Origin of the sequence: Erwinia sp. (assembly GCF_031978025.1) — a bacterium.
Classification (GTDB): Bacteria; Pseudomonadota; Gammaproteobacteria; order Enterobacterales; family Enterobacteriaceae; genus Erwinia.
In genome coordinates this window covers 11,827-31,995 of the sequence record NZ_DALZCD010000007.1, presented here as the reverse complement: position 1 = coordinate 31,995, position 20,169 = coordinate 11,827, and the positions used below count along the sequence as shown (strand labels likewise).

General features: G+C 51.5%; 17 protein-coding genes and 1 tRNA gene. 13 read left to right on the top strand and 5 right to left on the bottom strand.

Going from position 1 to position 20,169, the window contains the following annotated elements:
• Positions 1–212: 212 nt before the first annotated feature.
• The 3 genes from RTK32_RS01315 to RTK32_RS01305 form a co-directional block, all read right to left on the bottom strand.
• Positions 213–297, bottom strand: a tRNA-Tyr gene (locus tag RTK32_RS01315).
• A 146-nt stretch (positions 298–443) separates the two neighbouring features.
• Positions 444–1,292 (bottom strand): formyltetrahydrofolate deformylase, encoded by an 849-nt coding sequence (gene purU / locus RTK32_RS01310; RefSeq protein ID WP_312041732.1) that lies wholly within the window; start codon positions 1,290–1,292, stop codon positions 444–446.
• A gap of 48 nt (positions 1,293–1,340) precedes the next feature.
• Positions 1,341–1,799, bottom strand: coding sequence for a YchJ family protein (locus RTK32_RS01305; protein ID WP_312041734.1), 459 nt, complete (start codon positions 1,797–1,799; stop codon positions 1,341–1,343).
• Positions 1,800–1,903: 104 nt separating this feature from the next.
• Between RTK32_RS01305 and rssA the strand changes: the two genes are divergently transcribed.
• From rssA to RTK32_RS01280, 5 genes are all read left to right on the top strand, one after another.
• Positions 1,904–2,821, top strand: coding sequence for a patatin-like phospholipase RssA (gene rssA / locus RTK32_RS01300; RefSeq protein ID WP_312041731.1), 918 nt, complete (start codon positions 1,904–1,906; stop codon positions 2,819–2,821).
• Between the two features lie 79 nt (positions 2,822–2,900).
• Entirely contained in the window at positions 2,901–3,914 is a 1,014-nt protein-coding gene (gene rssB, locus RTK32_RS01295) for a two-component system response regulator RssB (protein WP_312041730.1), read from the top strand.
• 194 nt (positions 3,915–4,108) lie between these two features.
• Positions 4,109–5,017, top strand: coding sequence for a UTP--glucose-1-phosphate uridylyltransferase GalU (galU, locus tag RTK32_RS01290; protein ID WP_312041729.1), 909 nt, complete (start codon positions 4,109–4,111; stop codon positions 5,015–5,017).
• Between the two features lie 27 nt (positions 5,018–5,044).
• Positions 5,045–6,385 (top strand): UDP-glucose/GDP-mannose dehydrogenase family protein, encoded by a 1,341-nt coding sequence (locus tag RTK32_RS01285; RefSeq protein ID WP_312041728.1) that lies wholly within the window; start codon positions 5,045–5,047, stop codon positions 6,383–6,385.
• Positions 6,386–6,399: 14 nt separating this feature from the next.
• Entirely contained in the window at positions 6,400–7,407 is a 1,008-nt protein-coding gene (locus tag RTK32_RS01280; protein WP_312041727.1) for an NAD-dependent epimerase, read from the top strand.
• Positions 7,408–7,477: 70 nt separating this feature from the next.
• Here the strand turns inward: RTK32_RS01280 and hns are convergent, their stop codons facing one another.
• Complete coding sequence (hns, locus tag RTK32_RS01275) at positions 7,478–7,885, bottom strand: histone-like nucleoid-structuring protein H-NS (RefSeq protein ID WP_312041726.1); 408 nt, start codon at positions 7,883–7,885, stop codon at positions 7,478–7,480.
• Between the two features lie 512 nt (positions 7,886–8,397).
• Between hns and tdk the strand changes: the two genes are divergently transcribed.
• Entirely contained in the window at positions 8,398–9,021 is a 624-nt protein-coding gene (gene tdk, locus RTK32_RS01270; RefSeq protein WP_312041725.1) for a thymidine kinase, read from the top strand.
• A 119-nt stretch (positions 9,022–9,140) separates the two neighbouring features.
• Here tdk and adhE read toward each other — a convergent pair whose 3' ends face one another.
• Entirely contained in the window at positions 9,141–11,816 is a 2,676-nt protein-coding gene (adhE, locus tag RTK32_RS01265; protein ID WP_312041724.1) for a bifunctional acetaldehyde-CoA/alcohol dehydrogenase, read from the bottom strand.
• A 467-nt stretch (positions 11,817–12,283) separates the two neighbouring features.
• Between adhE and RTK32_RS01260 the strand changes: the two genes are divergently transcribed.
• The 7 genes from RTK32_RS01260 to RTK32_RS01230 all read left to right on the top strand — a co-directional run.
• Positions 12,284–12,931 (top strand): YchE family NAAT transporter, encoded by a 648-nt coding sequence (locus RTK32_RS01260; protein ID WP_312041723.1) that lies wholly within the window; start codon positions 12,284–12,286, stop codon positions 12,929–12,931.
• 603 nt (positions 12,932–13,534) lie between these two features.
• Positions 13,535–15,154, top strand: coding sequence for an ABC transporter substrate-binding protein (locus tag RTK32_RS01255; RefSeq protein ID WP_312041722.1), 1,620 nt, complete (start codon positions 13,535–13,537; stop codon positions 15,152–15,154).
• Between the two features lie 145 nt (positions 15,155–15,299).
• Positions 15,300–16,928, top strand: a complete 1,629-nt coding sequence (oppA, locus tag RTK32_RS01250; protein ID WP_312041721.1) for an oligopeptide ABC transporter substrate-binding protein OppA — start codon at positions 15,300–15,302, stop codon at positions 16,926–16,928.
• A gap of 77 nt (positions 16,929–17,005) precedes the next feature.
• Positions 17,006–17,926, top strand: coding sequence for an oligopeptide ABC transporter permease OppB (gene oppB / locus RTK32_RS01245; RefSeq protein WP_312041720.1), 921 nt, complete (start codon positions 17,006–17,008; stop codon positions 17,924–17,926).
• A gap of 13 nt (positions 17,927–17,939) precedes the next feature.
• On the top strand, positions 17,940–18,848 hold the full coding sequence (oppC, locus tag RTK32_RS01240; protein WP_312041719.1) for an oligopeptide ABC transporter permease OppC: 909 nt from the start codon (positions 17,940–17,942) through the stop codon (positions 18,846–18,848).
• Between the two features lie 11 nt (positions 18,849–18,859).
• Positions 18,860–19,873 carry an ABC transporter ATP-binding protein gene (locus tag RTK32_RS01235; protein ID WP_312041718.1) on the top strand — a complete coding sequence of 338 codons (1,014 nt, stop codon included), beginning with the start codon at positions 18,860–18,862 and terminating at the stop codon, positions 19,871–19,873.
• A partial coding sequence (locus RTK32_RS01230) for an ATP-binding cassette domain-containing protein (RefSeq protein WP_312041717.1) occupies positions 19,870–20,169 on the top strand: 300 nt, incomplete at its 3' end. The genes RTK32_RS01235 and RTK32_RS01230, both read left to right, overlap by 4 nt.

Sequence of the window (20,169 nt, the reverse complement as noted above, 5' to 3'; positions counted from 1 at the left end):
GTCGATGACGGCAGATTTACAGTCTGCTCCCTTTGGCCGCTCGGGAACCCCACCAGGGGAAGCGTACTACTTGTGGTATTGCTACTTCTTTACAGTCAGGTCACTGCGTTCCGTGCCCTGCGGGTCAAACCTTCGAGGTCGAAGCTGCTCATCATCCCCCTTGGGGAATATGATGAAGCGTGCTTAAACGCCGAACCAACATAAGTTGGAAATGGTGGTGGGGGAAGGATTCGAACCTTCGAAGTCGATGACGGCAGATTTACAGTCTGCTCCCTTTGGCCGCTCGGGAACCCCACCACTGGCCTTGCTCCCTGCTTGCTGAAGCGGGGCGCATCATACCAAATGCTGCGCCACTGTAAAGCCCGGATTCAGCAATCCCGGCGCGTTTGCCGTTTTTTTATTCTGACTGCTGCTTTGCCCGGCAAAACAGCAGTCTTCAGCGTTTACAGGATGATAGTACGGTTACCATAGACAAATACGCGCTGTGCCAGCACCTGGTAAAGCGCACGGCTCAACACATTTTTCTCTACGTCACGTCCGGCACGCATCATGTCTTCCGCCGTGTAGGTATGATCCACGTGAATGACGTCCTGCATGATAATCGGGCCTTCATCCAGATTGTCATTAACGTAATGGGCAGTAGCGCCAATGATCTTCACGCCACGCTCGTAGGCCTGATGATAAGGACGAGCACCGATAAAGGCAGGCAGGAACGAATGGTGAATATTGATGATCTGGTTTGGATAGCGCTGCACAAATGCCGGAGTCAGCACGCGCATATATTTGGCCAGCACCACATAATCCGGCTGGAAACGATCGATCTCCACCGCCATGTTATTATCGTGTTCCTCACGCGTCAGGCCTTCATGGCTGACCAAAATAAACGGAATATCAAAACGTTCGACCAGCGTCTTCAGCGTTTCGTGATTGCCGATAACCGCAGCGATTTCTACATCCAGACCGCCATAGGTACTTTTCATTAACAGATCGCCCAGGCAGTGCGCTTCTTTTGTTACCAGGATCACTACGCGACGACGGCCCGCCGCATTCAGCTCTCTGAACGATCCGGCAGGCAGGGCGCTGTCCAGATCGGCCAGCAGCGTGGCATCGTTAAAAATGCCTTCCAGCTCGGTACGCATAAAGAAGCGACCGGTGCGATGATCGACGAACTCATTGTTCTGCACGATATTCAGTTCGTGCTTGTAACAAATGTTGGTGATTTTGGCGATCAGGCCTTTAGCATCAGGGCAAATGGTTCGTAAAACTTTTCGTTGTAGTGTCTGCGCTTGCATCGCGATGGTAATCCTGTCAAAGCAATTCTGAGGGAAAGCGGGGGACCATTACTGGCCACAACATTTTTTAAATTTTTTTCCCGAGCCACACGGGCATCGGTCGTTTCGCCCTGTTTCAGGGAAAATTCCGTCCACATAATACCAGCGTTGCGCCAGGCGAAGAAAGCGCGAACGCTCATGAATAAAGCCGTTGCGCTGATTTTCAGAGAAACGAGCGAAGAAGGTAACGTAACCTTCTGCATTATCTCCTGGTACTTGTGCCTCAACTATATGTAAACTAAGCCATCTGGTGACGGCGAAGCTCTCTTCCAGGCTCTCACGAAAGCGCGCGGCATCACAGTCGGGGTGCCAGGTAGCAATCAGGTAATCGGCATCGTTTTTGGCGTAAGCGGTATAGCGCGAGCGCATCAACGCTTGCGGCGTAGGGGGAATGCCGTCACCATTGAGCCACGGCTGGCAACATAAGCTATACTCCAATCCGCTACAGCATGGGCAGGATTCAGACACGTTGTCTCCAGAGGAAAATAAAAAGCAGAGTGGGTTTTGGGCGTCATGGTAACCGAGCTGTGTGAGTGGCGCCATTGGTTCGTTAAGCAAACACCAGAGGTGGAATGAGACAGGTTAAGATTGGGCTGGCACTGGGATCGGGTGCAGCCAAAGGGTGGGCTCATATCGGCGTGATTGAGGCGCTGGAACGAGCCGGCATCAGGATTGATGTGGTGGCAGGTTGCTCCGTGGGAGCACTTGTCGGCGCCGCTTATGCCAGTCAACGTCTTCCTCTTCTTGCTGGTTGGGTGCAGGGTTTCAGCTACTGGGAAGTGCTTCGCCTGATGGATTTTTCCTGGCAACGAGGCGGCCTGCTGCGTGGCGAGCGCGTGTTCAGCCACGTTCGTCGCCTGTTACCGCATACGCAGATTGAAGCTTGCAGCCTGCCATTTGGCGCCGTCACCACCAATCTCAGTACCGGACGCGAACTCTGGCTAACGGAAGGCGATCTTCACCAGGCCATTCGCGCGTCATGCAGTATGCCAGGCCTGCTTTCGCCGGTCGCCTGGAACGGCTACTGGCTGGTGGACGGCGCCGTGGTCAACCCCGTGCCCATCTCTTTGACCCGCGCGCTGGGCGCCGATATCGTTATCGCTGTCGATTTACAGCATGACGCGCATCTGATGCAGCAAAACTTACTCTCCGTTACGCCACAGACTGTGAAGCTGCCCGCTGCTGCCGAGGGGTGGCGCGGTAAGCTACGACAGAAGCTGAGCGAAATAGGCCACAAAAAAATCAATCAAACACCGGGAGCGATGGAAATTATGACCACCTCGATTCAGGTGCTCGAAAACCGGGTCAAACGCAACCGGATGGCGGGCGATCCGCCGGATGTGCTGATACAACCTTTCTGCCCGCAAATTTCTACCCTGGATTTTCATCGGTCGGAAGAAGCTATCGAGGCCGGCAGACTTGCCGTAGAGAAAAAGATGGATGAATTGCTTCCGCTGGTCCGTCAGTACGCATTGCCGGAAGAGAAATGAGAGGACTTCAGGCAAATCCGAGAGGCGCAATTGTGGTTTTTGAGCCACTATTGACTTATCTGGCGCACAAGGGGGGACAATGGAGAAGCCATTAAGCGGAAAACAAATCCTGATAGTTGAAGACGAAGTGGTTTTCCGTTCTCTGCTGGATACCTTTCTAAACGCGTTAGGCGCCGTTACCACGCTTGCCGATGATGGCATGCAGGCTCTGGAAAGTATGAAGCATCAGGTCTTTGACCTGATGATATGCGATTTGGCTATGCCGCGCATGAACGGTATCAAGCTGGTTGAACATCTGCGGAGTCGGGGCAATGCCGTGCCGATTCTGGTGATTTCCGCTACCGAAAACATGTCGGATATCGCCCATGTCCTGCGCCTGGGCGTGCAGGATGTCCTGTTGAAGCCGTTAAAAGATTTGGAAAGGTTGCGTGAGGCGGTTTACGAATGCCTTTATCCTTCCATGTTTACCTCTAAGGTAGAAGAAGACGAGCAGCTTTTTCAGGACTGGGATGCGCTGGTGCGCGATCCACAGGCGGCCGCCAAGCTGTTAAAGCAGCTGCAGCCGCCAGTACAGCAGGAAATTGCTCATTGCCGCATTAACTATCGCCAGCTGACGATGGCAGAACAGCCGGGCCTGGTGCTTGACGTTGCGGCACTCTCTGACAAAGACCTCGCTTTTTATTGCCTTGACGTTACCCGTGCAGGCGATAACGGCGTATTGGCCGCGCTATTATTAAGGGCATTGTTTAATGGTCTGCTTCAGGATCAGCTTTCGGGCCAGGCACAACGTCTGCCTGAACTAAATAGTTTGCTCAAGCAGGTTAATTTACTTTTGCGCCAGGCAAATCTTCAGGGGCAATTTCCCCTACTGGTTGGCTATTATCACCAAGGGTTAAAAAACCTTATCCTGGTTTCTGCTGGTTTAAACGCCACCCTGAATATTCATTCTCATCAAATACAGCTGAGTAATGGCGTTCCCCTTGGTACGCTGGGCAGTACGCATCTTAATCAAATTAGTCAGCGTTGTGATGCGTGGCAATGCCAGGTATGGGGCGCTGGAGGCAGGCTGCGCCTGATGTTGTCCACCGATTAAACGTCCCTTCTTCCGTTATCGCTGCGCCCCTGAGACAGGGCCAGCGATAAGCTTTACACTTAGGTAATAGTCTTAAATTGCGTGGAAATGAATGAACCAGGATAATTCCATCCGGGTTCAACTGATATACTCACTTCGTTTTTTAACTCGACATATCAAGTAATAACTTGAACGGCCTAAAGAGAGGTACTTAGATGTCTGCCTATAAGTCCAAAGTAAAAAAAGCGGTTATCCCTGTTGCTGGTTTGGGAACCCGTATGTTACCTGCCACCAAAGCCATTCCTAAAGAGATGCTGCCGCTGGTTGATAAGCCGTTAATTCAGTATGTCGTTAACGAGTGTATCGCTGCGGGTATCACCGAGATCGTGCTGGTAACGCACTCATCTAAAAACTCTATCGAAAACCATTTTGATACCAGCTTCGAGCTGGAAGCGATGCTGGAAAAACGCGTTAAGCGCCAGCTGCTGGAAGAAATCCAGTCTATCTGCCCACCTCACGTGACCATCATGCAGGTACGTCAGGGTCTGGCGAAAGGTCTGGGTCACGCGGTTATGTGTGCTTATCCGGTTGTGGGTAATGAGCCAGTGGCCGTTATTCTGCCTGACGTTATCATCGACGAATACGAATCTGACCTGTCCAAAGAAAACCTGGCGGACATGATGCGTCGCTTCGACGAAACCGGCTACAGCCAGATCATGGTTGAGCCTGTAGAAGACGTAACGGCATACGGCGTAGTTGACTGCCAGGGCGCAGAACTGAAAGCGGGCGAAAGCGCGCCGATGGTTGGCGTGGTAGAGAAGCCTAAAGCTGATAAAGCCCCTTCAAACCTGGCGGTTGTTGGCCGTTACGTGCTGTCCGCGGATATCTGGCCTCTGCTGGCGAAAACGCCTCCAGGCGCAGGTGATGAAATTCAGCTGACTGACTCTATCGCGATGATGATGGACAAAGAAACGGTTGAAGCTTACCACCTGAAAGGCGTGAGCCACGACTGCGGTAACAAACTGGGTTACATGCAGGCTTTCGTCGAATACGGCGTGCGTCATAATACGCTGGGTGCAGATTTCAAAGCATGGCTTGAAAGCACCGTTGGCAATGAGAAATAAGATTAATTTTTTAACCGGGACAATTCAATGAAAGTCACCGTATTTGGTATCGGCTATGTGGGTCTGGTTCAGGCTGCGGTTTTGGCCGAAGTCGGACATGACGTTCTTTGTATCGATGTCGACGCAAACAAAGTCGAGAATCTGAAGAAAGGGATCATTCCAATTTTTGAACCAGGCCTGACGCCGCTGGTGATGAAGAACTATGAAGGCGGTCGCCTTAAGTTCTCCACCGACGCGGAAGAGGGTGTTAACCACGGCATCATGCAGTTTATCGCTGTGGGGACGCCTCCGGACGAGGATGGTTCTGCGGATCTGAAATATGTCACTGCAGTAGCACGTACGATTGCCCAGCATATGAACGATCATAAAGTGGTAATTGACAAGTCAACCGTACCCGTTGGGACGGCTGACCGCGTGCGCAGCGTGATGGAAGAAACGCTGAAGGCCCGTGGCAAAGAGATCGCTTTCGACGTGGTATCTAACCCGGAATTCCTCAAGGAAGGTGCAGCGGTCAACGACTGTATGCGTCCTGAGCGTATTGTGGTGGGTACCGACAACGAAGAGGTTGTTGAGCTGCTGCGCGAGCTGTACGAGCCATTCAACCGCAATCACGATCGTATGATCCTGATGGATATCCGCAGCGCCGAGCTGACCAAGTATGCGGCTAACTGCATGTTGGCAACAAAAATCAGCTTTATGAACGAGATTTCTAACCTGGCGGAACGTCTGGGTGCGGATGTCGAGAAAGTGCGTCAGGGTATTGGTTCCGATTCTCGTATCGGTTACTCCTTTATCTATCCTGGCTGCGGCTACGGCGGTTCCTGCTTCCCGAAAGACGTTCAGGCGCTTATCCGTACTGCCGAGCAGATTGGCTATAAGCCTCGTCTGCTGCAGGCTGTGGAAGACGTCAACGACTCTCAGAAACACAAGCTGCCAGACTTCATTAAGCGTCACTTTGGCGACAACCTTCAGGGCAAAACCTTTGCGCTGTGGGGACTCTCCTTTAAGCCAAATACTGACGACATGCGTGAAGCCTCCAGCCGCGTGCTGATGGAAGCGTTATGGCAGGCTGGCGCATCCGTACAGGCTTTCGATCCGGAAGCGATGGACGAAGCGCAGCGCATCTATGGTCACCGCAGCGATCTTAAGCTGATGGGCACCAAAGAAGCGGCACTGCAGGGTGCAGATGGCCTGGTTATCTGTACCGAATGGCAAAACTTCCGCGCGCCGGATTTTGACATCATTAAAAATGCCCTGAAAGAACCCGTGATTTTTGACGGTCGTAACCTGTATGATCCGGAAAGAGTCAGCAAACGCGGTTTCGTTTATTATGCAATCGGCCGCGGAGCTTCTATCCAAATTGCATAATTAACGAGGGAAGTATGAAATATCTGGTTACCGGCGCAGCAGGATTTATTGGCTTTCACGTTGCCCAACGCCTGTTAGGCGCCGGTCACCAGGTTGTCGGTCTCGACAACCTGAATGACTACTATGATGTAAAGCTCAAGCTTGCCCGCCTGGATCTCCTCAAGCCTTTTTCAGCCTTCACTTTTATTAAGCTCGACCTTGCCGACAGAGAAGGGATGGCTACGCTTTTTGCCAGCGAAGGATTTGACCGGGTTATTCACCTTGCCGCCCAGGCAGGCGTTCGTTATTCCCTGGAAAACCCTCTGGCCTATGCCGATGCCAATCTCATCGGACATTTAAATATTCTGGAAGGGTGCCGTCATAATAAAGTCGGGCATCTGCTTTATGCTTCTTCCAGCTCCGTATACGGTCTGAATCGCAAAATGCCATTCTCAACCGACGATACGGTAGATCATCCGGTTTCCCTTTATGCGGCAACCAAAAAAGCCAATGAGCTAATGTCTCACACCTATTCTCATCTTTATGGTATCCCGACTACCGGCCTGCGGTTCTTCACCGTCTATGGGCCGTGGGGACGTCCGGATATGGCATTGTTTAAATTTACGCGCGCGATGATCGCGGGTGAAAAAATCGATGTTTATAACAATGGTCAGATGCGCCGTGACTTTACCTATATCGATGATATAGCCGAGGCGATAGTTCGGCTACAGGACGTTATCCCTGAGGCTGACGCTAACTGGACGGTGGAGAACGGTAGCCCGGCAACCAGTTCGGCCCCGTATCGCGTCTATAATATCGGCAACAGTAGCCCGGTTACGTTAATGGCCTATATTGAGGCGCTGGAAAAAGCGTTAGGTATAACTGCTGATAAAAATATGCTGCCTATGCAGCCCGGTGATGTGCTGGAGACCAGCGCAGATACGACCGCGCTTTATAATGCGATTGGGTTTAAACCTCAGACTGGCGTAGAGGAAGGTATAAGCCGGTTTGTTGGCTGGTATCGCAGTTTCTATCAGGTGTAAAGGTAATAAAAAAAGGAAGCTCTGGCTTCCTTTTCTATTAGTAGGATGAAAATTCATCCGCTAGTAAAATTTACAGCATGAAATCTTCGAGTTTTTTACCCTGTTCTTCTACTGCTTTTTTGATGACGGCTGGTGTACGTCCCTGACCGGTCCAGGTTTTAGTTTCGCCATTTTCGTCAACATATTTATACTTGGCAGGGCGGGCAGCGCGCTTGGCTTTACCCACGCTTTTCGCCGCATTCTGCGTAGCCAGCAGTTCGTTAGGATCGATGCCATCGGCAATCAGCATTTCGCGGTACTGCTGCAGCTTACGCGTGCGCTCTTCGTTTTCAGCCTGAGCGTGGCTCTCTTCGTCACGGCGCTCGTGCACAACAACTTCCAGCTTCTCCAGCATTTCTTCTAAAGTTTCCAGCGAACATTCTCTGGCCTGTGCACGCAGAGTACGGATGTTGTTCAAAATTTTAAGTGCTTCGCTCATTGTTCTGATCTCAAAAATTATAATGGGGGAATGTTCTGCCTGATAATAATAGAGTGCGGCATAATGAACTGCAATAGCTAATTTTGTAAGAGAAGGAAATGTGTTTATCTGTCGGCATTATCTTTCCGTTATTAAGGCCTTTGATAAATAGTGTACGGAAGAATAACAGCTTGATTACTACAACAGATAACGACTTCACCTTACCCTAACGCCTGGTTTTATAATGAATATTTCAGGGGGGTTATGCTAAAGGGGTTCAATGCTAACCTGCAGAAAACGTAGCGAATAATAGCAAGAATTAACTCCACTTTTTAATCGTTAAATGCGGAAAATAGCTGAAGTGAAAATCTGTCGTAAAAAGTAAATTGGTACGTTGCCTGTCCATTAGTACAGTTTCAGCGCCTGAAGCGCCCAGTACAGGCGAAAAAGGGGTAAAGCATAGCCCGCCCGGTCTTTCCCGGGTGTGGTACAATACTGCCATTCCGTTAAACGTTAATTCGGAGCAAAGCCAGATGGCCCAGCTTTATTTCTATTATTCTGTCATGAATGCAGGTAAATCGACTGCGCTATTGCAATCATCATATAACTATCATGAGCGCGGTATGCGCACGCTAATCTATACAGCAGAAATTGATGATCGTTTTGGATTTGGCAAAGTTAGTTCACGTATTGGGCTTTCTTCTCCAGCAAAATTGTATAATAACGACACGTCACTTTTTGATGATATAAAAGCGGAACAGCAAATGGAACCGGTTCACTGCGTATTGATAGATGAGTCGCAATTTCTGACGCGGGAGCAGGTAAAAGCGTTATCGGACGTGGTTGATAATCTGGATATCCCTGTTCTTTGTTATGGATTACGTACGGACTTTCGCGGTGAGTTATTTAGCGGCAGCCATTATCTTCTTGCCTGGGCCGACAAGCTGGTTGAGCTAAAAACAGTTTGCCACTGCGGGAGGAAGGCGGGAATGGTATTAAGAGTCGATGAAAACGGCGCGCCTTACGATGAAGGTGAGCAGGTGGTTATCGGCGGCAACGAGCGCTACGTTTCGGTCTGTCGTAAGCATTATAAAGCCGCGCTTGAACAGCACTCTCTGGAAGCTGTTTATGGTGAAAAAGGCCGTAAGCCTGTCTGAAAAGGGCAGGGAAGCTACCGTATAATGCAGAGCAACAGGACGTCTCTGGTTGCCTTAGCTTGATTAGCCTGGCTTAAGCATAAAAAACCCGCCTGGCGGCGGGTTTCAGTCAGGATGAATTATTTCTTCACTTTCTTACGCGACTCTACCGGCTGCGCTATCAGCGCTTCCGCTACTGAATCAAAAGGTTCTACATATTCACGGCCGTAGAACGTATCCAGCATAATCTGTTTCAGCTCAGCAATCAGCGGGTAGCGCGGGTTGGCGCCGGTGCACTGGTCGTCAAATGCATCTTCCGCCAGTTTATCTACTTTTGCCAGGAAATCCGCTTCCTGTACGCCAGCCTCGCGAATGGATTTAGGAATACCCAGCTCCGCCTTCATGCTTTCAAGCCAGGCCAGCAGTTTTTCAATTTTCTGCGCGGTACGGTCGCCTGGAGCGCTCAGACGCAGATGATCGGCCACTTCTGCATAACGACGGCGCGCCTGCGGACGGTCGTACTGACTGAATGCCGTCTGCTTGGTTGGGTTATCGTTAGCGTTATAACGAATCACGTTGCTGATAAGCAGCGCATTAGCCAGACCGTGTGGAATATGGAACTCAGAGCCTAGCTTGTGCGCCATAGAGTGACAGACGCCAAGGAAGGCGTTGGCAAAAGCGATACCGGCGATAGTCGCTGCGTTATGAACACGCTCGCGGGCAACAGGATTTTTAGCCCCTTCACGATAGCTTGCCGGTAAATTCTCCTGCAGCAGCTTCAGTGCCTGTAACGCCTGGCCGTCGGAATACTCGTTGGCCAGGACGGAGACATAGGCTTCCAGGGCGTGAGTAACCGCATCCAGACCGCCAAAGGCACACAGCGACTTCGGCATGTTCATCACCAGGTTAGCATCAACGATAGCCATATCTGGCGTCAGCGCATAGTCAGCAAGCGGGTATTTCTGTCCTGTAGCATCGTCTGTCACTACGGCGAAAGGCGTGACTTCGGAGCCGGTACCGGAAGTGGTGGTAATAGCGATCATTTTCGCCTTCACGCCCATTTTCGGGAACTTGTAGATACGTTTACGGATATCCATAAAGCGCAGCGCCAGCTCTTCGAAATGGGTTTCAGGATGCTCGTACATGACCCACATAATTTTTGCCGCATCCATTGGCGAACCGCCACCCAGGGCAATAATCACGTCAGGCTTGAAGGAGTTCATCTGCCCCGCGCCCTTACGCACGACGCTCAGTGTCGGATCCGCTTCCACCTCAAAGAACACTTCGGTTTCAAGACCGTGAGATTTCAGCACTGAAATGACCTGATCTGCATAGCCATTATTAAAGAGATAACGGTCGGTAACGATAAAGGCGCGTTTAGCACCGTCGGTAGCCACTTCTTCCATGGCGATAGGCAGGGAACCACGGCGGAAGTAGATAGACTTAGGAAGTTTATGCCACAACATATTTTCTGCTCGCTTGGCCACGGTTTTCTTGTTGATCAGATGCTTGGGTCCGACGTTCTCTGAAATAGAGTTGCCGCCCCATGAACCGCAGCCGAGCGTCAGTGACGGTGCAAGTTTAAAGTTATACAGGTCGCCGATACCGCCTTGTGAAGCCGGAGTATTGATCAGGATGCGGGCGGTTTTCATTCTGTCGCCGAAATAGTTAACGCGCTCACGCTCGTTATCCTGATCGGTATACAGGCAGGAGGTGTGACCGATCCCGCCCATTGCCACCAGTTTCTCCGCTTTGCTGACCGCATCTTCAAAATCTTTTGCACGATACATGGCAAGCGTAGGGGAGAGCTTTTCATGGGCGAAAGGTTCAGACTCATCCACCAGCTTCACTTCACCAATCAGGATCTTGGTGCTGGACGGTACGCTGATACCGGCCATTTCAGCAATTTTCACGGCTGGCTGACCCACGATAGCCGCATTCAGGCCGCCGTTTTTCAGAATGATATCCTGCACTGCTTTCAGTTCTTTCCCCTGCAGCAGGTAACCACCGTGGCTGGCGAAGCGTTCACGTACGGCTTCGTATGCTGAGTCCACAACGATAACGGACTGTTCAGAGGCGCAGATTACGCCATTATCAAAGGTTTTGGACATCAGAATAGAGGCGACAGCGCGTTTAATATCGGCCGTCTCGTCAATGACCACTGGAGTATTACCCGCGCCAACGCCGATGGCAGGTTTACCAGAGCTATAGGCCGCTTTTACCATGCCAGGCCCACCTGTCGCCAGGATCAGGTTAATATCGGGATGGTGCATCAGTTGGTTAGACAGCTCGACGGAAGGCACATCAATCCAGCCGATAATATCTTTTGGCGCACCGGCAGCAATAGCGGCCTGCAGCACAATATCGGCGGCTTTATTGGTGGCATCCTTGGCACGCGGATGTGGAGAGAAGATAATACCGTTACGGGTTTTCAGACTAATCAGCGCTTTAAAAATAGCGGTAGAGGTTGGGTTAGTGGTTGGCACGATGCCGCAGATTAGGCCGGTAGGTTCGGCAATGGTGATGGTGCCAAACGTGTCATCGGTATCAAGAATACCGCAGGTTTTCTCATCTTTGTAAGCGTTATAAATATATTCAGAGGCGAAATGGTTCTTGATAACTTTGTCTTCGACAATCCCCATTCCGGATTCCGCTACGGCCATTTTGGCCAGAGGAATGCGGGCATCGGCAGCGGCCAGAGCGGCAGCGCGGAAAATTTTGTCGACCTGTTCCTGAGTGAAATTCGCGTACTCTCGCTGGGCTTTCTTTACACGTTCGACCAGTGCGTTAAGCTCAGCAACATTAGTAACGGCCATAATGCTCTCCTGATGAAAGTTAAACTCTATTAGTAAACAAGTCAGAACTGTCAATTATAGCCAGGTGCGCATCAATTGATGCCAAAACGTACTGGCTTTTCCGTTTGCATGTTCTACAGGTTTACTAAAAGAGTCTACGCATCATTACCTTCAGGGCGGTAAACTTGCGCGTTATTCCGTTAACTGATCGCTATAGTACGCATAGCCAGGAGTAGTGATTTTGATACAGATCATATTTTATCCATGCTGACACCTTTCAGCCGCAAGCGTGGGGCAAGTTAACCCGGATGCCAACGGGTTAATTTTGCTAAACAAGTTGAATTATTAGCGCTATAATTCGCTAATGCATTAATTATTAGAGTAATTAACTGCCGTTCTGGTTTTTTCCAGGTGAAATATACGGCAGCCTTTAGCGGCCGCCCGATCGTGAGACCGGGTGGCCTTTGTCCTCTTTAATGGAGAAAAGTGTGAACCCGACCCTCCTCGATCTTTCAGGCTACGTAAAATTTTTCGTCGGGCTTTTTGCGCTGGTAAACCCGGTTGGCATCATTCCGGTTTTTATCAGCATGACCAGCTATCAGCTGCCGGCGGCGCGTAACAAAACTAACCTGACCGCTAACCTTTCCGTCGCTATCATTCTCTGGACCTCACTTTTTCTGGGCGACGGCATACTGCATCTCTTCGGCATCTCGATTGATTCTTTCCGTATCGCTGGCGGGATACTGGTGGTTACTATTGCCATGTCGATGATCAGTGGGAAGCTGGGCGAGGACAAACAAAACAAGCAGGAGAAATCGGAATCGGCGATCCGGGAAAGCGTTGGCGTGGTGCCGCTGGCACTGCCTTTGATGGCGGGGCCGGGGGCTATTAGCTCGACCATTGTCTGGAGCACCCGGTATCACAGTTGGCTAAATCTGCTTGGCTTTAGCGTGGCTATCGCGCTGTTCGCCCTCTGTTGCTGGCTGCTGTTTCGCGCCGCTCCTCTGATGGTCAGAGCATTAGGCCAGACCGGCATTAACGTGATTACCCGTATCATGGGGCTTTTACTGATGGCGCTGGGTATTGAGTTTATCGTCACCGGGGTAAGAGCGCTTTTTCCGGGACTGGCAGGATAAAACTCTGCACTATAAAATAGCCTTTGAGACACATAATCTGCGCTTAATTTGCCGCTGCAATAAAATGGCGCCCCAAAAAGGGGCGCAATCCCCCTTTATTGCTCCTTTTTGGTGCAATTATTCGTCTCGCTTAACCGCACCCGCCTGTTATTAATGTAATTACTGAAAATCGTATTTTTTCAAAAGCTCATCATAAAATGTTATTTCAATAACAAATTTTATCACTGTTATGCTGCTTTCATCACATAGTAAACACCATGATAAGGTTTTTATCTGTTATTTCATGCTATGAAATGGGATTCAGCTCGGGGTTACCTCTTCAGGAAGAGAAAAATAACATCAGGTCGCGGGTTTTTTGAGCAGGTTGGTTTTAAAATCTTTAAAATCATAGTTTTATATTTTTTTGTTTTTCAAAATAAGTTACTACTTTGTTAAATCAAAGATAATAAAAGAGAATTGGTTAACATTTCCGTTATTTTACCTTGGCGCGAAAAGTCGGCATCTGATACGTTTTGCTGCAGCGAACAAAACTGGCATCAGATGTGCAAAGCCTGTGAGGCAACATTTTATGTCAAACATTTCGTACAGAGGTAGAGACCGTTAATGAGATTATTGCTGAAGCCTCTGAAGCTGGCCGTTGCCGTCTGTGCGGCATTATCCGCTTCCTCCCACGCCGCTGCGCCTGCTGATAAACCACTGGCTGCGCAGCAAAGCATCACGATTAATAACGGCGGCGAAGTCTCTACGCTCGATCCGCAAAAAATTGAGGGCGTACCGGAAAGCAATGTGGTGATAAACCTGCTGGAAGGGCTGGTCGCTACCGACAATAACGGTCATATCGTGCCAGGTATGGCAGAAAGCTGGCGCAGCGAAGCGAATAAAGTCTGGACCTTTACGCTGCGAAAAGCGACGTGGAGCAACGGCGAGCCGGTAACGGCCAGCGACTTTGTTTACAGTTGGCAGCGCCTGGCCGATCCGCAAACGGCTTCACCCTATGCCAGCTATTTGCAATATGCACACATCGAAAATATTGACGCTATCCTGGCCGGTAAAAAACCGGCTTCAAGCCTTGGCATTCACGCGGTTGACGACAACCATCTCCAGATTGTTCTGAGCGAGCCGGTGCCCTATTTTATTGCGCTAGCGGCTAATGCTGCGCTGAAGCCGGTTAATCGCAAAGCCGTCGAGCAGTGGGGCGAGAAATGGACACAGCCAGCGCACTACGTCAGTAATGGTGCTTATACTCTCAGTGACTGGGTAATCAACGAAAAAATAGTATTGAAGCGCAATCCTCGCTACTGGAATAATCCGCAGACTATCATCGAAACGGCTACTATCCTGCCCATCACCTCTGAAGCCACCGATGTTAACCGCTATCGCAGCGGCGAAATCGATATGACTAACAGCGTGCTCCCGCCCGAGCTTTTTCCCATGCTGAAGAAAACGCTGGGCAATCAGGTACACGTCAGCCCGCTGCTGTGTACTTTCTATTATGAGCTGAATAATAAACGGCCGCCGTTTAACGATCCGCGAGTGCGTACGGCGGTCAAGCTGACTTTAGACCGCGACATCATTGCCACCAGAATTATGGGACAGGGACAAATTCCGGCGGGCGGCTTTACGCCACCTTTTATTGACGGCGCGGATTTGCCGCCCCCGGCCTGGATGAAGTTGACCCAGCAGCAGCGCAACGAACAGGCTAAAGCCTTATTAAGCGAGGCGGGCTATAGCGCGGAAAAACCGCTGCGTTTCCGGCTGCTTTATAACACCTCGGATTTGAATAAAAAGCAGGCTATCGCCGCCGCTTCTATGTGGCAAAAAAACCTGGGTGCGCAGGTCACGCTGGATAATCAGGAATGGAAAACCATGTTGGATACCCGCCACCAGGGCGACTTTGACGTTGCCCGGGCAACATGGTGCGCCGACTATAACGAGCCTTCTACTTTTCTGAATGCCATGTTAAGCCATTCATCCAACAACACGGCGTTCTATAAAAGTGAAAAGTTTGACGAGTTGATGGCAAAAACGCTGACGGCTGGCGATGCGGCGCAGCGTGCCTCGCTCTATCAACAGGCCGAGCAGCAGCTCGATCGCGACTCCGCGCTTGTTCCCGTCTATTACCGCGTCAGCGCCAGGTTGATTAAACCCTGGGTGGGCGGGTTTACCGGTAAAGATCCTCAGGACCAGACGGATATAAAATATTTTTACATAATAAAGCACTGATTCGTAAGGAAGGTAGTAGCAAGTGATGACAGCAGCCAGGGTATAAAAAAACGGCCATGAGGCGTTCGTTCCGCGTCATGAGCTGCCGCCCGGCAAACAGGGATAGCTTTAGCATCCCGGTAATAATAAAAACTGGAGTAGCAAAATGACCAACATCACGAAAAAGCGCCTGCTGGCGCTGAGTATTCTTAGCGCGCTGACCGGTATGGCTTCGGCCGCCACGGTGCCCGCTGGCGTGCAGCTTGCCGCTAAGCAGGAGATGATTAAAGGCAACGGCGACGAAGTGCAGTCGCTGGATCCGCATAAAATTGAAGGCGTACCGGAATCTAATGTCAGCTATGACCTGCTGGAAGGGCTGCTAATTAATGATGCCAACGGCCATCCCATGCCGGGTGTGGCGGAAAGCTGGGACAACAAAGACGGGAAAGTCTGGACCTTCCATCTGCGCAAAAATGCCAAATGGTCTAACGGCGAGCCGGTTACCGCACAGGATTTCGTCTACAGCTGGCAGCGTCTGGCCGACCCTAAAACCGCCTCGCCTTACGCCAGCTACCTGCAATACGGTCATCTGGCCAATATCGACGACATCATCGCGGGCAAACAGAAGCCCGACCAGCTTGGCGTAAAAGCGCTTGATGCGCACACGCTACAGGTTACGCTGACCGAATCGGTTCCCTATTTTTATAAGTTGCTGATCCATCCCTCCATGTCGCCAGTCTACAAGCCCGCTATCGACAAATTTGGCGAAAAGTGGACACAGCCTGAAAACTGGGTCGGCAACGGCGCTTATAAGCTACAGGAACATATTATTAACGAACGTATCGTCGTGGTACGTAACGCGCAGTACTGGGACAACGAGCATACCGTACTCAACAAAGTTACCTTCCTGCCGATCCCTTCTGAAGTGAACGATGTTAACCGCTATTTCAGCAGCAACGGCAGCGACATGACCTATACCAACCTGCCGATTGAGCTGTTCAAAAAGCTGCAGAAAGAGAATCCGAAAGAACTACGCGTCGATCCTTATCTTTGTACCTACTATTACGAACTCAACAACCAGAAAGCACCGTTTAACGATCCTCGCGTCCGTGCTGCGCTGAAGCTGGGCCTGGACCGCGATATCATGGTTAACAAGGTGCTGGCGCAGGGCCAGCAGCCCGCCTGGAGCTATACGCCACCGGCCATTGACGGGGCTGACCTGGTCAAGCCGGAATGGATGAACTGGACGCAAGAGAAACGTAATGAAGAAGCGAAAAAGCTGCTGGCAGAAGCGGGCTACACCGCCGACAAGCCGCTAACATTTGAGCTGCTTTACAACACCTCGGATCTGCACAAAAAGCTGGCTATTGCCGTCTCGTCAATCTGGAAGAAAAATCTGGGCGTGAACATCAAGCTTAATAACCAGGAGTGGAAAACGTTCCTGGATACTCGTCATCAGGGTAATTTTGACGTGGCGCGTGCCGCCTGGTGTGCGGACTATAACGAACCGACCTCTTTCCTGAATACCATGCTGTCCGGTAGCAGTAATAATACATCGCACTATAAATCCCCTGCCTTTGACAAAATTATGGCGTCGGCTACGGCGGCCAGCGATGACGCGGCTCGCAGTAAGGCTTATACCCAGGCAGAGCAGCAGCTGGATAAAGATTCGACCATCGCGCCGGTGTTCTATTACGCCAATACGCGACTGGTTAAGCCCTACGTCGGCGGCTATACCGGCAAAGATCCGCTGAATTATCTCTACGATAAAAATCTCTACATCATCAAACACTAAAAAATGGGGGGAAGGAAACGCTTCCCCCACGGTCTTCTTTTGAGCAGTGCTGAAGCACAGGCCAGCAGGTACGGGCAATGTTAAAATTTATTTTTCGTCGTTTTCTGGAAGCGATTCCGACGTTACTGATCCTGATTACTATCTCTTTCTTTATGATGCGCCTGGCGCCAGGCAGCCCTTTTACCGGCGAACGCACGCTGTCACCTGAGGTGATGGCAAACATTGAGGCCAAATATCATTTAAACGATCCCATGTGGAAACAGTATATGGATTACCTGATCCAACTGGTACGTGGGGATTTCGGGCCGTCTTTTAAATACAAAGACTATACGGTTAATTATCTGGTCGGCCATGCTTTTCCTGTCTCGGCCAAACTCGGTTTAGCGGCGTTTATTTTAGCGATAGTGCTGGGGGTAACGGCAGGCGTTATTGCTGCGCTGAAGCAGAACAGCAAATGGGATTTCCTGGTGATGGGCGTGGCGATGACCGGCGTGGTGATCCCCAGCTTCGTGGTGGCACCGCTGCTGGTGTTGGTGTTTGCCATTGTTCTGAAATGGCTGCCGGGCGGCGGCTGGAATGGCGGGGCAATCCAGTACATGATTTTGCCTATGGTCGCGCTCTCGCTGGCTTATATCGCCAGCATTGCCCGTATCACGCGCGGATCGATGATCGAGGTGCTTCATGCCAACTTTATTCGCACGGCGCGGGCTAAAGGGTTGCCTATGCGGCGTATTATCCTGCGCCATGCGCTGAAGCCAGCGATGCTGCCGGTACTCTCATACCTGGGTCCCGCCTTTGTGGGCATTATTACCGGTTCTATGGTGATTGAAACCATTTACGGCCTGCCGGGTATTGGCCAGCTGTTTGTTAATGGTGCGCTGAACCGTGATTACTCGCTGGTGCTCAGCCTGACCATTCTGGTTGGCGTGCTGACCATTGTTTTTAACGCGATCGTTGACGTGCTTTATGCGGTTATCGATCCGAAAATCCGTTACTAATTGGGAGCTGGCTATGATACTGAGTAAGAAAAACAGCGAAGCTCTCGACAACTTTAGCGAAAAGCTGGAGATCGAAGGCCGCAGCCTCTGGCAGGACGCCCGTCGCCGTTTTATCCATAACAGAGCAGCGTTGGCCAGTCTGGCCGTGCTGGTGCTGATTGCGCTCTTCGTGATATTTGCGCCGATGCTTTCATCCTTCACCTATGACGACACCGATTGGGGAATGATGTCGAATGCGCCGGACATGGTGTCTAAACACTATTTCGGGACGGACTCGTCGGGACGAGATCTGTTGGTTCGCGTGGCTATCGGGGGCCGTATTTCGCTGATGGTGGGCATCGCTTCTGCGCTGGTGGCCGTGCTGGTCGGCACGCTTTACGGCTCGCTGGCGGGCTACCTTGGTGGCAAAGTCGATTCGGTGATGATGCGCCTGTTGGAAATCCTTAACTCTTTCCCGTTTATGTTCTTTGTTATCCTGCTGGTCACCTTCTTCGGCCGTAATATCCTGTTGATTTTTGTAGCGATTGGTCTGGTTTCCTGGCTGGATATGGCACGTATCGTGCGCGGGCAGACGCTGAGCCTCAAGCGCAAAGAGTTTATCGAGGCGGCACACGTCGGCGGTGTATCAACCGCAAACATCGTGCTGCGCCATATCGTGCCTAACGTGCTGGGCGTGGTGGTGGTGTATGCCTCGCTGCTGGTACCCAGCATGATCCTGTTTGAATCCTTCCTCAGCTTCTTAGGCCTGGGTACCCAGGAACCGCTGAGCAGCTGGGGCGCATTGCTCAGCGACGGCGCCAACTCAATGGAAGTCTCGCCGTGGCTGCTGCTGTTTCCGGCCGGTTTCCTGGTGGTGACGCTGTTTTGTTTCAACTTTATCGGCGATGGCCTGCGCGATGCCCTCGACCCGAAAGATCGTTAAGGAGTTTCCCGATGAACGTCACACAACTACAGCCAGCGATGGCCACACAAGCGGGAAGCGAACTGCTGCTGTCGGTAAAAGATTTGCGCGTTACCTTCACCACGCCGGACGGTGACGTTACCGCCGTCAACGACCTAAACTTTGACCTGCGGGCGGGCGAAACGCTGGGTATCGTCGGTGAATCGGGTTCCGGCAAGTCGCAGACTGCCTTTGCGCTAATGGGCCTGCTGGCCGGCAACGGCCGTATCGGCGGCTCGGCTCGCTTTCGCGGCAATGAGATCCTCAATCTGCCGGAAAAGCAGCTGAACCGCCTGCGCGCTGAACAGATTGCGATGATTTTTCAGGATCCCATGACCTCGCTCAACCCTTATATGCGGGTGGGTGAGCAGCTGATGGAGGTTTTACAGCTGCATAAGGGCATGAGCAGCGCCCAGGCGTTTGAAGAGTCGATACGCATGCTGGATGCGGTAAAAATGCCGGAAGCGCGTAAGCGTATGAAGATGTACCCGCACGAGTTTTCCGGCGGGATGCGGCAGCGCGTTATGATTGCTATGGCGCTGCTGTGCCGTCCTAAGCTGTTGATTGCCGACGAGCCGACCACGGCGCTGGACGTGACCGTGCAGGCGCAAATTATGACGCTGCTTAACGATCTGAAAAGAGAGTTTAATACCGCGATTATTATGATTACGCATGACTTAGGGGTAGTAGCCGGCATTTGCGATCGCGTGCTGGTAATGTACGCCGGGCGCACTATGGAGTACGGCAAAGCCCGCGACATCTTCTATCAGCCAACGCATCCTTATTCCATCGGGTTGCTGAACGCCGTGCCGCGCCTGGACGCGGAGGGCGAATCACTGACCACTATTCCTGGCAACCCGCCCAATCTGCTGCGGTTGCCTAAAGGCTGCCCGTTTCAGCCTCGCTGTCCGCACGCCATGGAAATCTGCGCCACGATGCCGCCGCTGGAGCCTTTTGGGCAGGAGCGGCTGCGCGCCTGCTTTAAACCTGCGGAGGAGCTGGTATGAGCACCATCGAAAAAAACGTTCTGCTGGAAATTGCCGATTTAAAAGTTCACTTCGCGATTAAAGATAGCGGGCAGTGGTTCTGGCAGCCGCCAAAAACGCTGAAGGCGGTAGACGGCGTAAGCCTGCGCCTGTATGAAGGAGAAACACTGGGCGTGGTAGGCGAGTCCGGCTGCGGCAAATCGACGCTGGCCCGCGCCATCATCGGGCTGGTTCAGGCCACAGAAGGGCGCGTAGCCTGGCTGGGCCGCGATCTGCTGGGGCAAAGCGAAGAGGAGTGGCGCAAGGCGCGTAGCGAC

Excerpts from the sequence above, each read along its gene's own strand:
- purU (WP_312041732.1), bottom strand. The coding sequence starts at position 1,292 with ATGCAAGCGCAGACACTACAACGAAAAGTTTTACGAACCATTTGCCCT.
- rssA (WP_312041731.1), top strand. The coding sequence starts at position 1,904 with ATGAGACAGGTTAAGATTGGGCTGGCACTGGGATCGGGTGCAGCCAAA.
- rssB (WP_312041730.1), top strand. The coding sequence starts at position 2,901 with ATGGAGAAGCCATTAAGCGGAAAACAAATCCTGATAGTTGAAGACGAA.
- galU (WP_312041729.1), top strand. The coding sequence starts at position 4,109 with ATGTCTGCCTATAAGTCCAAAGTAAAAAAAGCGGTTATCCCTGTTGCT.
- RTK32_RS01285 (WP_312041728.1), top strand. The coding sequence starts at position 5,045 with ATGAAAGTCACCGTATTTGGTATCGGCTATGTGGGTCTGGTTCAGGCT.
- RTK32_RS01280 (WP_312041727.1), top strand. The coding sequence starts at position 6,400 with ATGAAATATCTGGTTACCGGCGCAGCAGGATTTATTGGCTTTCACGTT.
- hns (WP_312041726.1), bottom strand. The coding sequence starts at position 7,885 with ATGAGCGAAGCACTTAAAATTTTGAACAACATCCGTACTCTGCGTGCA.
- tdk (WP_312041725.1), top strand. The coding sequence starts at position 8,398 with ATGGCCCAGCTTTATTTCTATTATTCTGTCATGAATGCAGGTAAATCG.
- adhE (WP_312041724.1), bottom strand. The coding sequence starts at position 11,816 with ATGGCCGTTACTAATGTTGCTGAGCTTAACGCACTGGTCGAACGTGTA.
- RTK32_RS01255 (WP_312041722.1), top strand. The coding sequence starts at position 13,535 with ATGAGATTATTGCTGAAGCCTCTGAAGCTGGCCGTTGCCGTCTGTGCG.
- oppA (WP_312041721.1), top strand. The coding sequence starts at position 15,300 with ATGACCAACATCACGAAAAAGCGCCTGCTGGCGCTGAGTATTCTTAGC.
- oppB (WP_312041720.1), top strand. The coding sequence starts at position 17,006 with ATGTTAAAATTTATTTTTCGTCGTTTTCTGGAAGCGATTCCGACGTTA.
- oppC (WP_312041719.1), top strand. The coding sequence starts at position 17,940 with ATGATACTGAGTAAGAAAAACAGCGAAGCTCTCGACAACTTTAGCGAA.
- RTK32_RS01235 (WP_312041718.1), top strand. The coding sequence starts at position 18,860 with ATGAACGTCACACAACTACAGCCAGCGATGGCCACACAAGCGGGAAGC.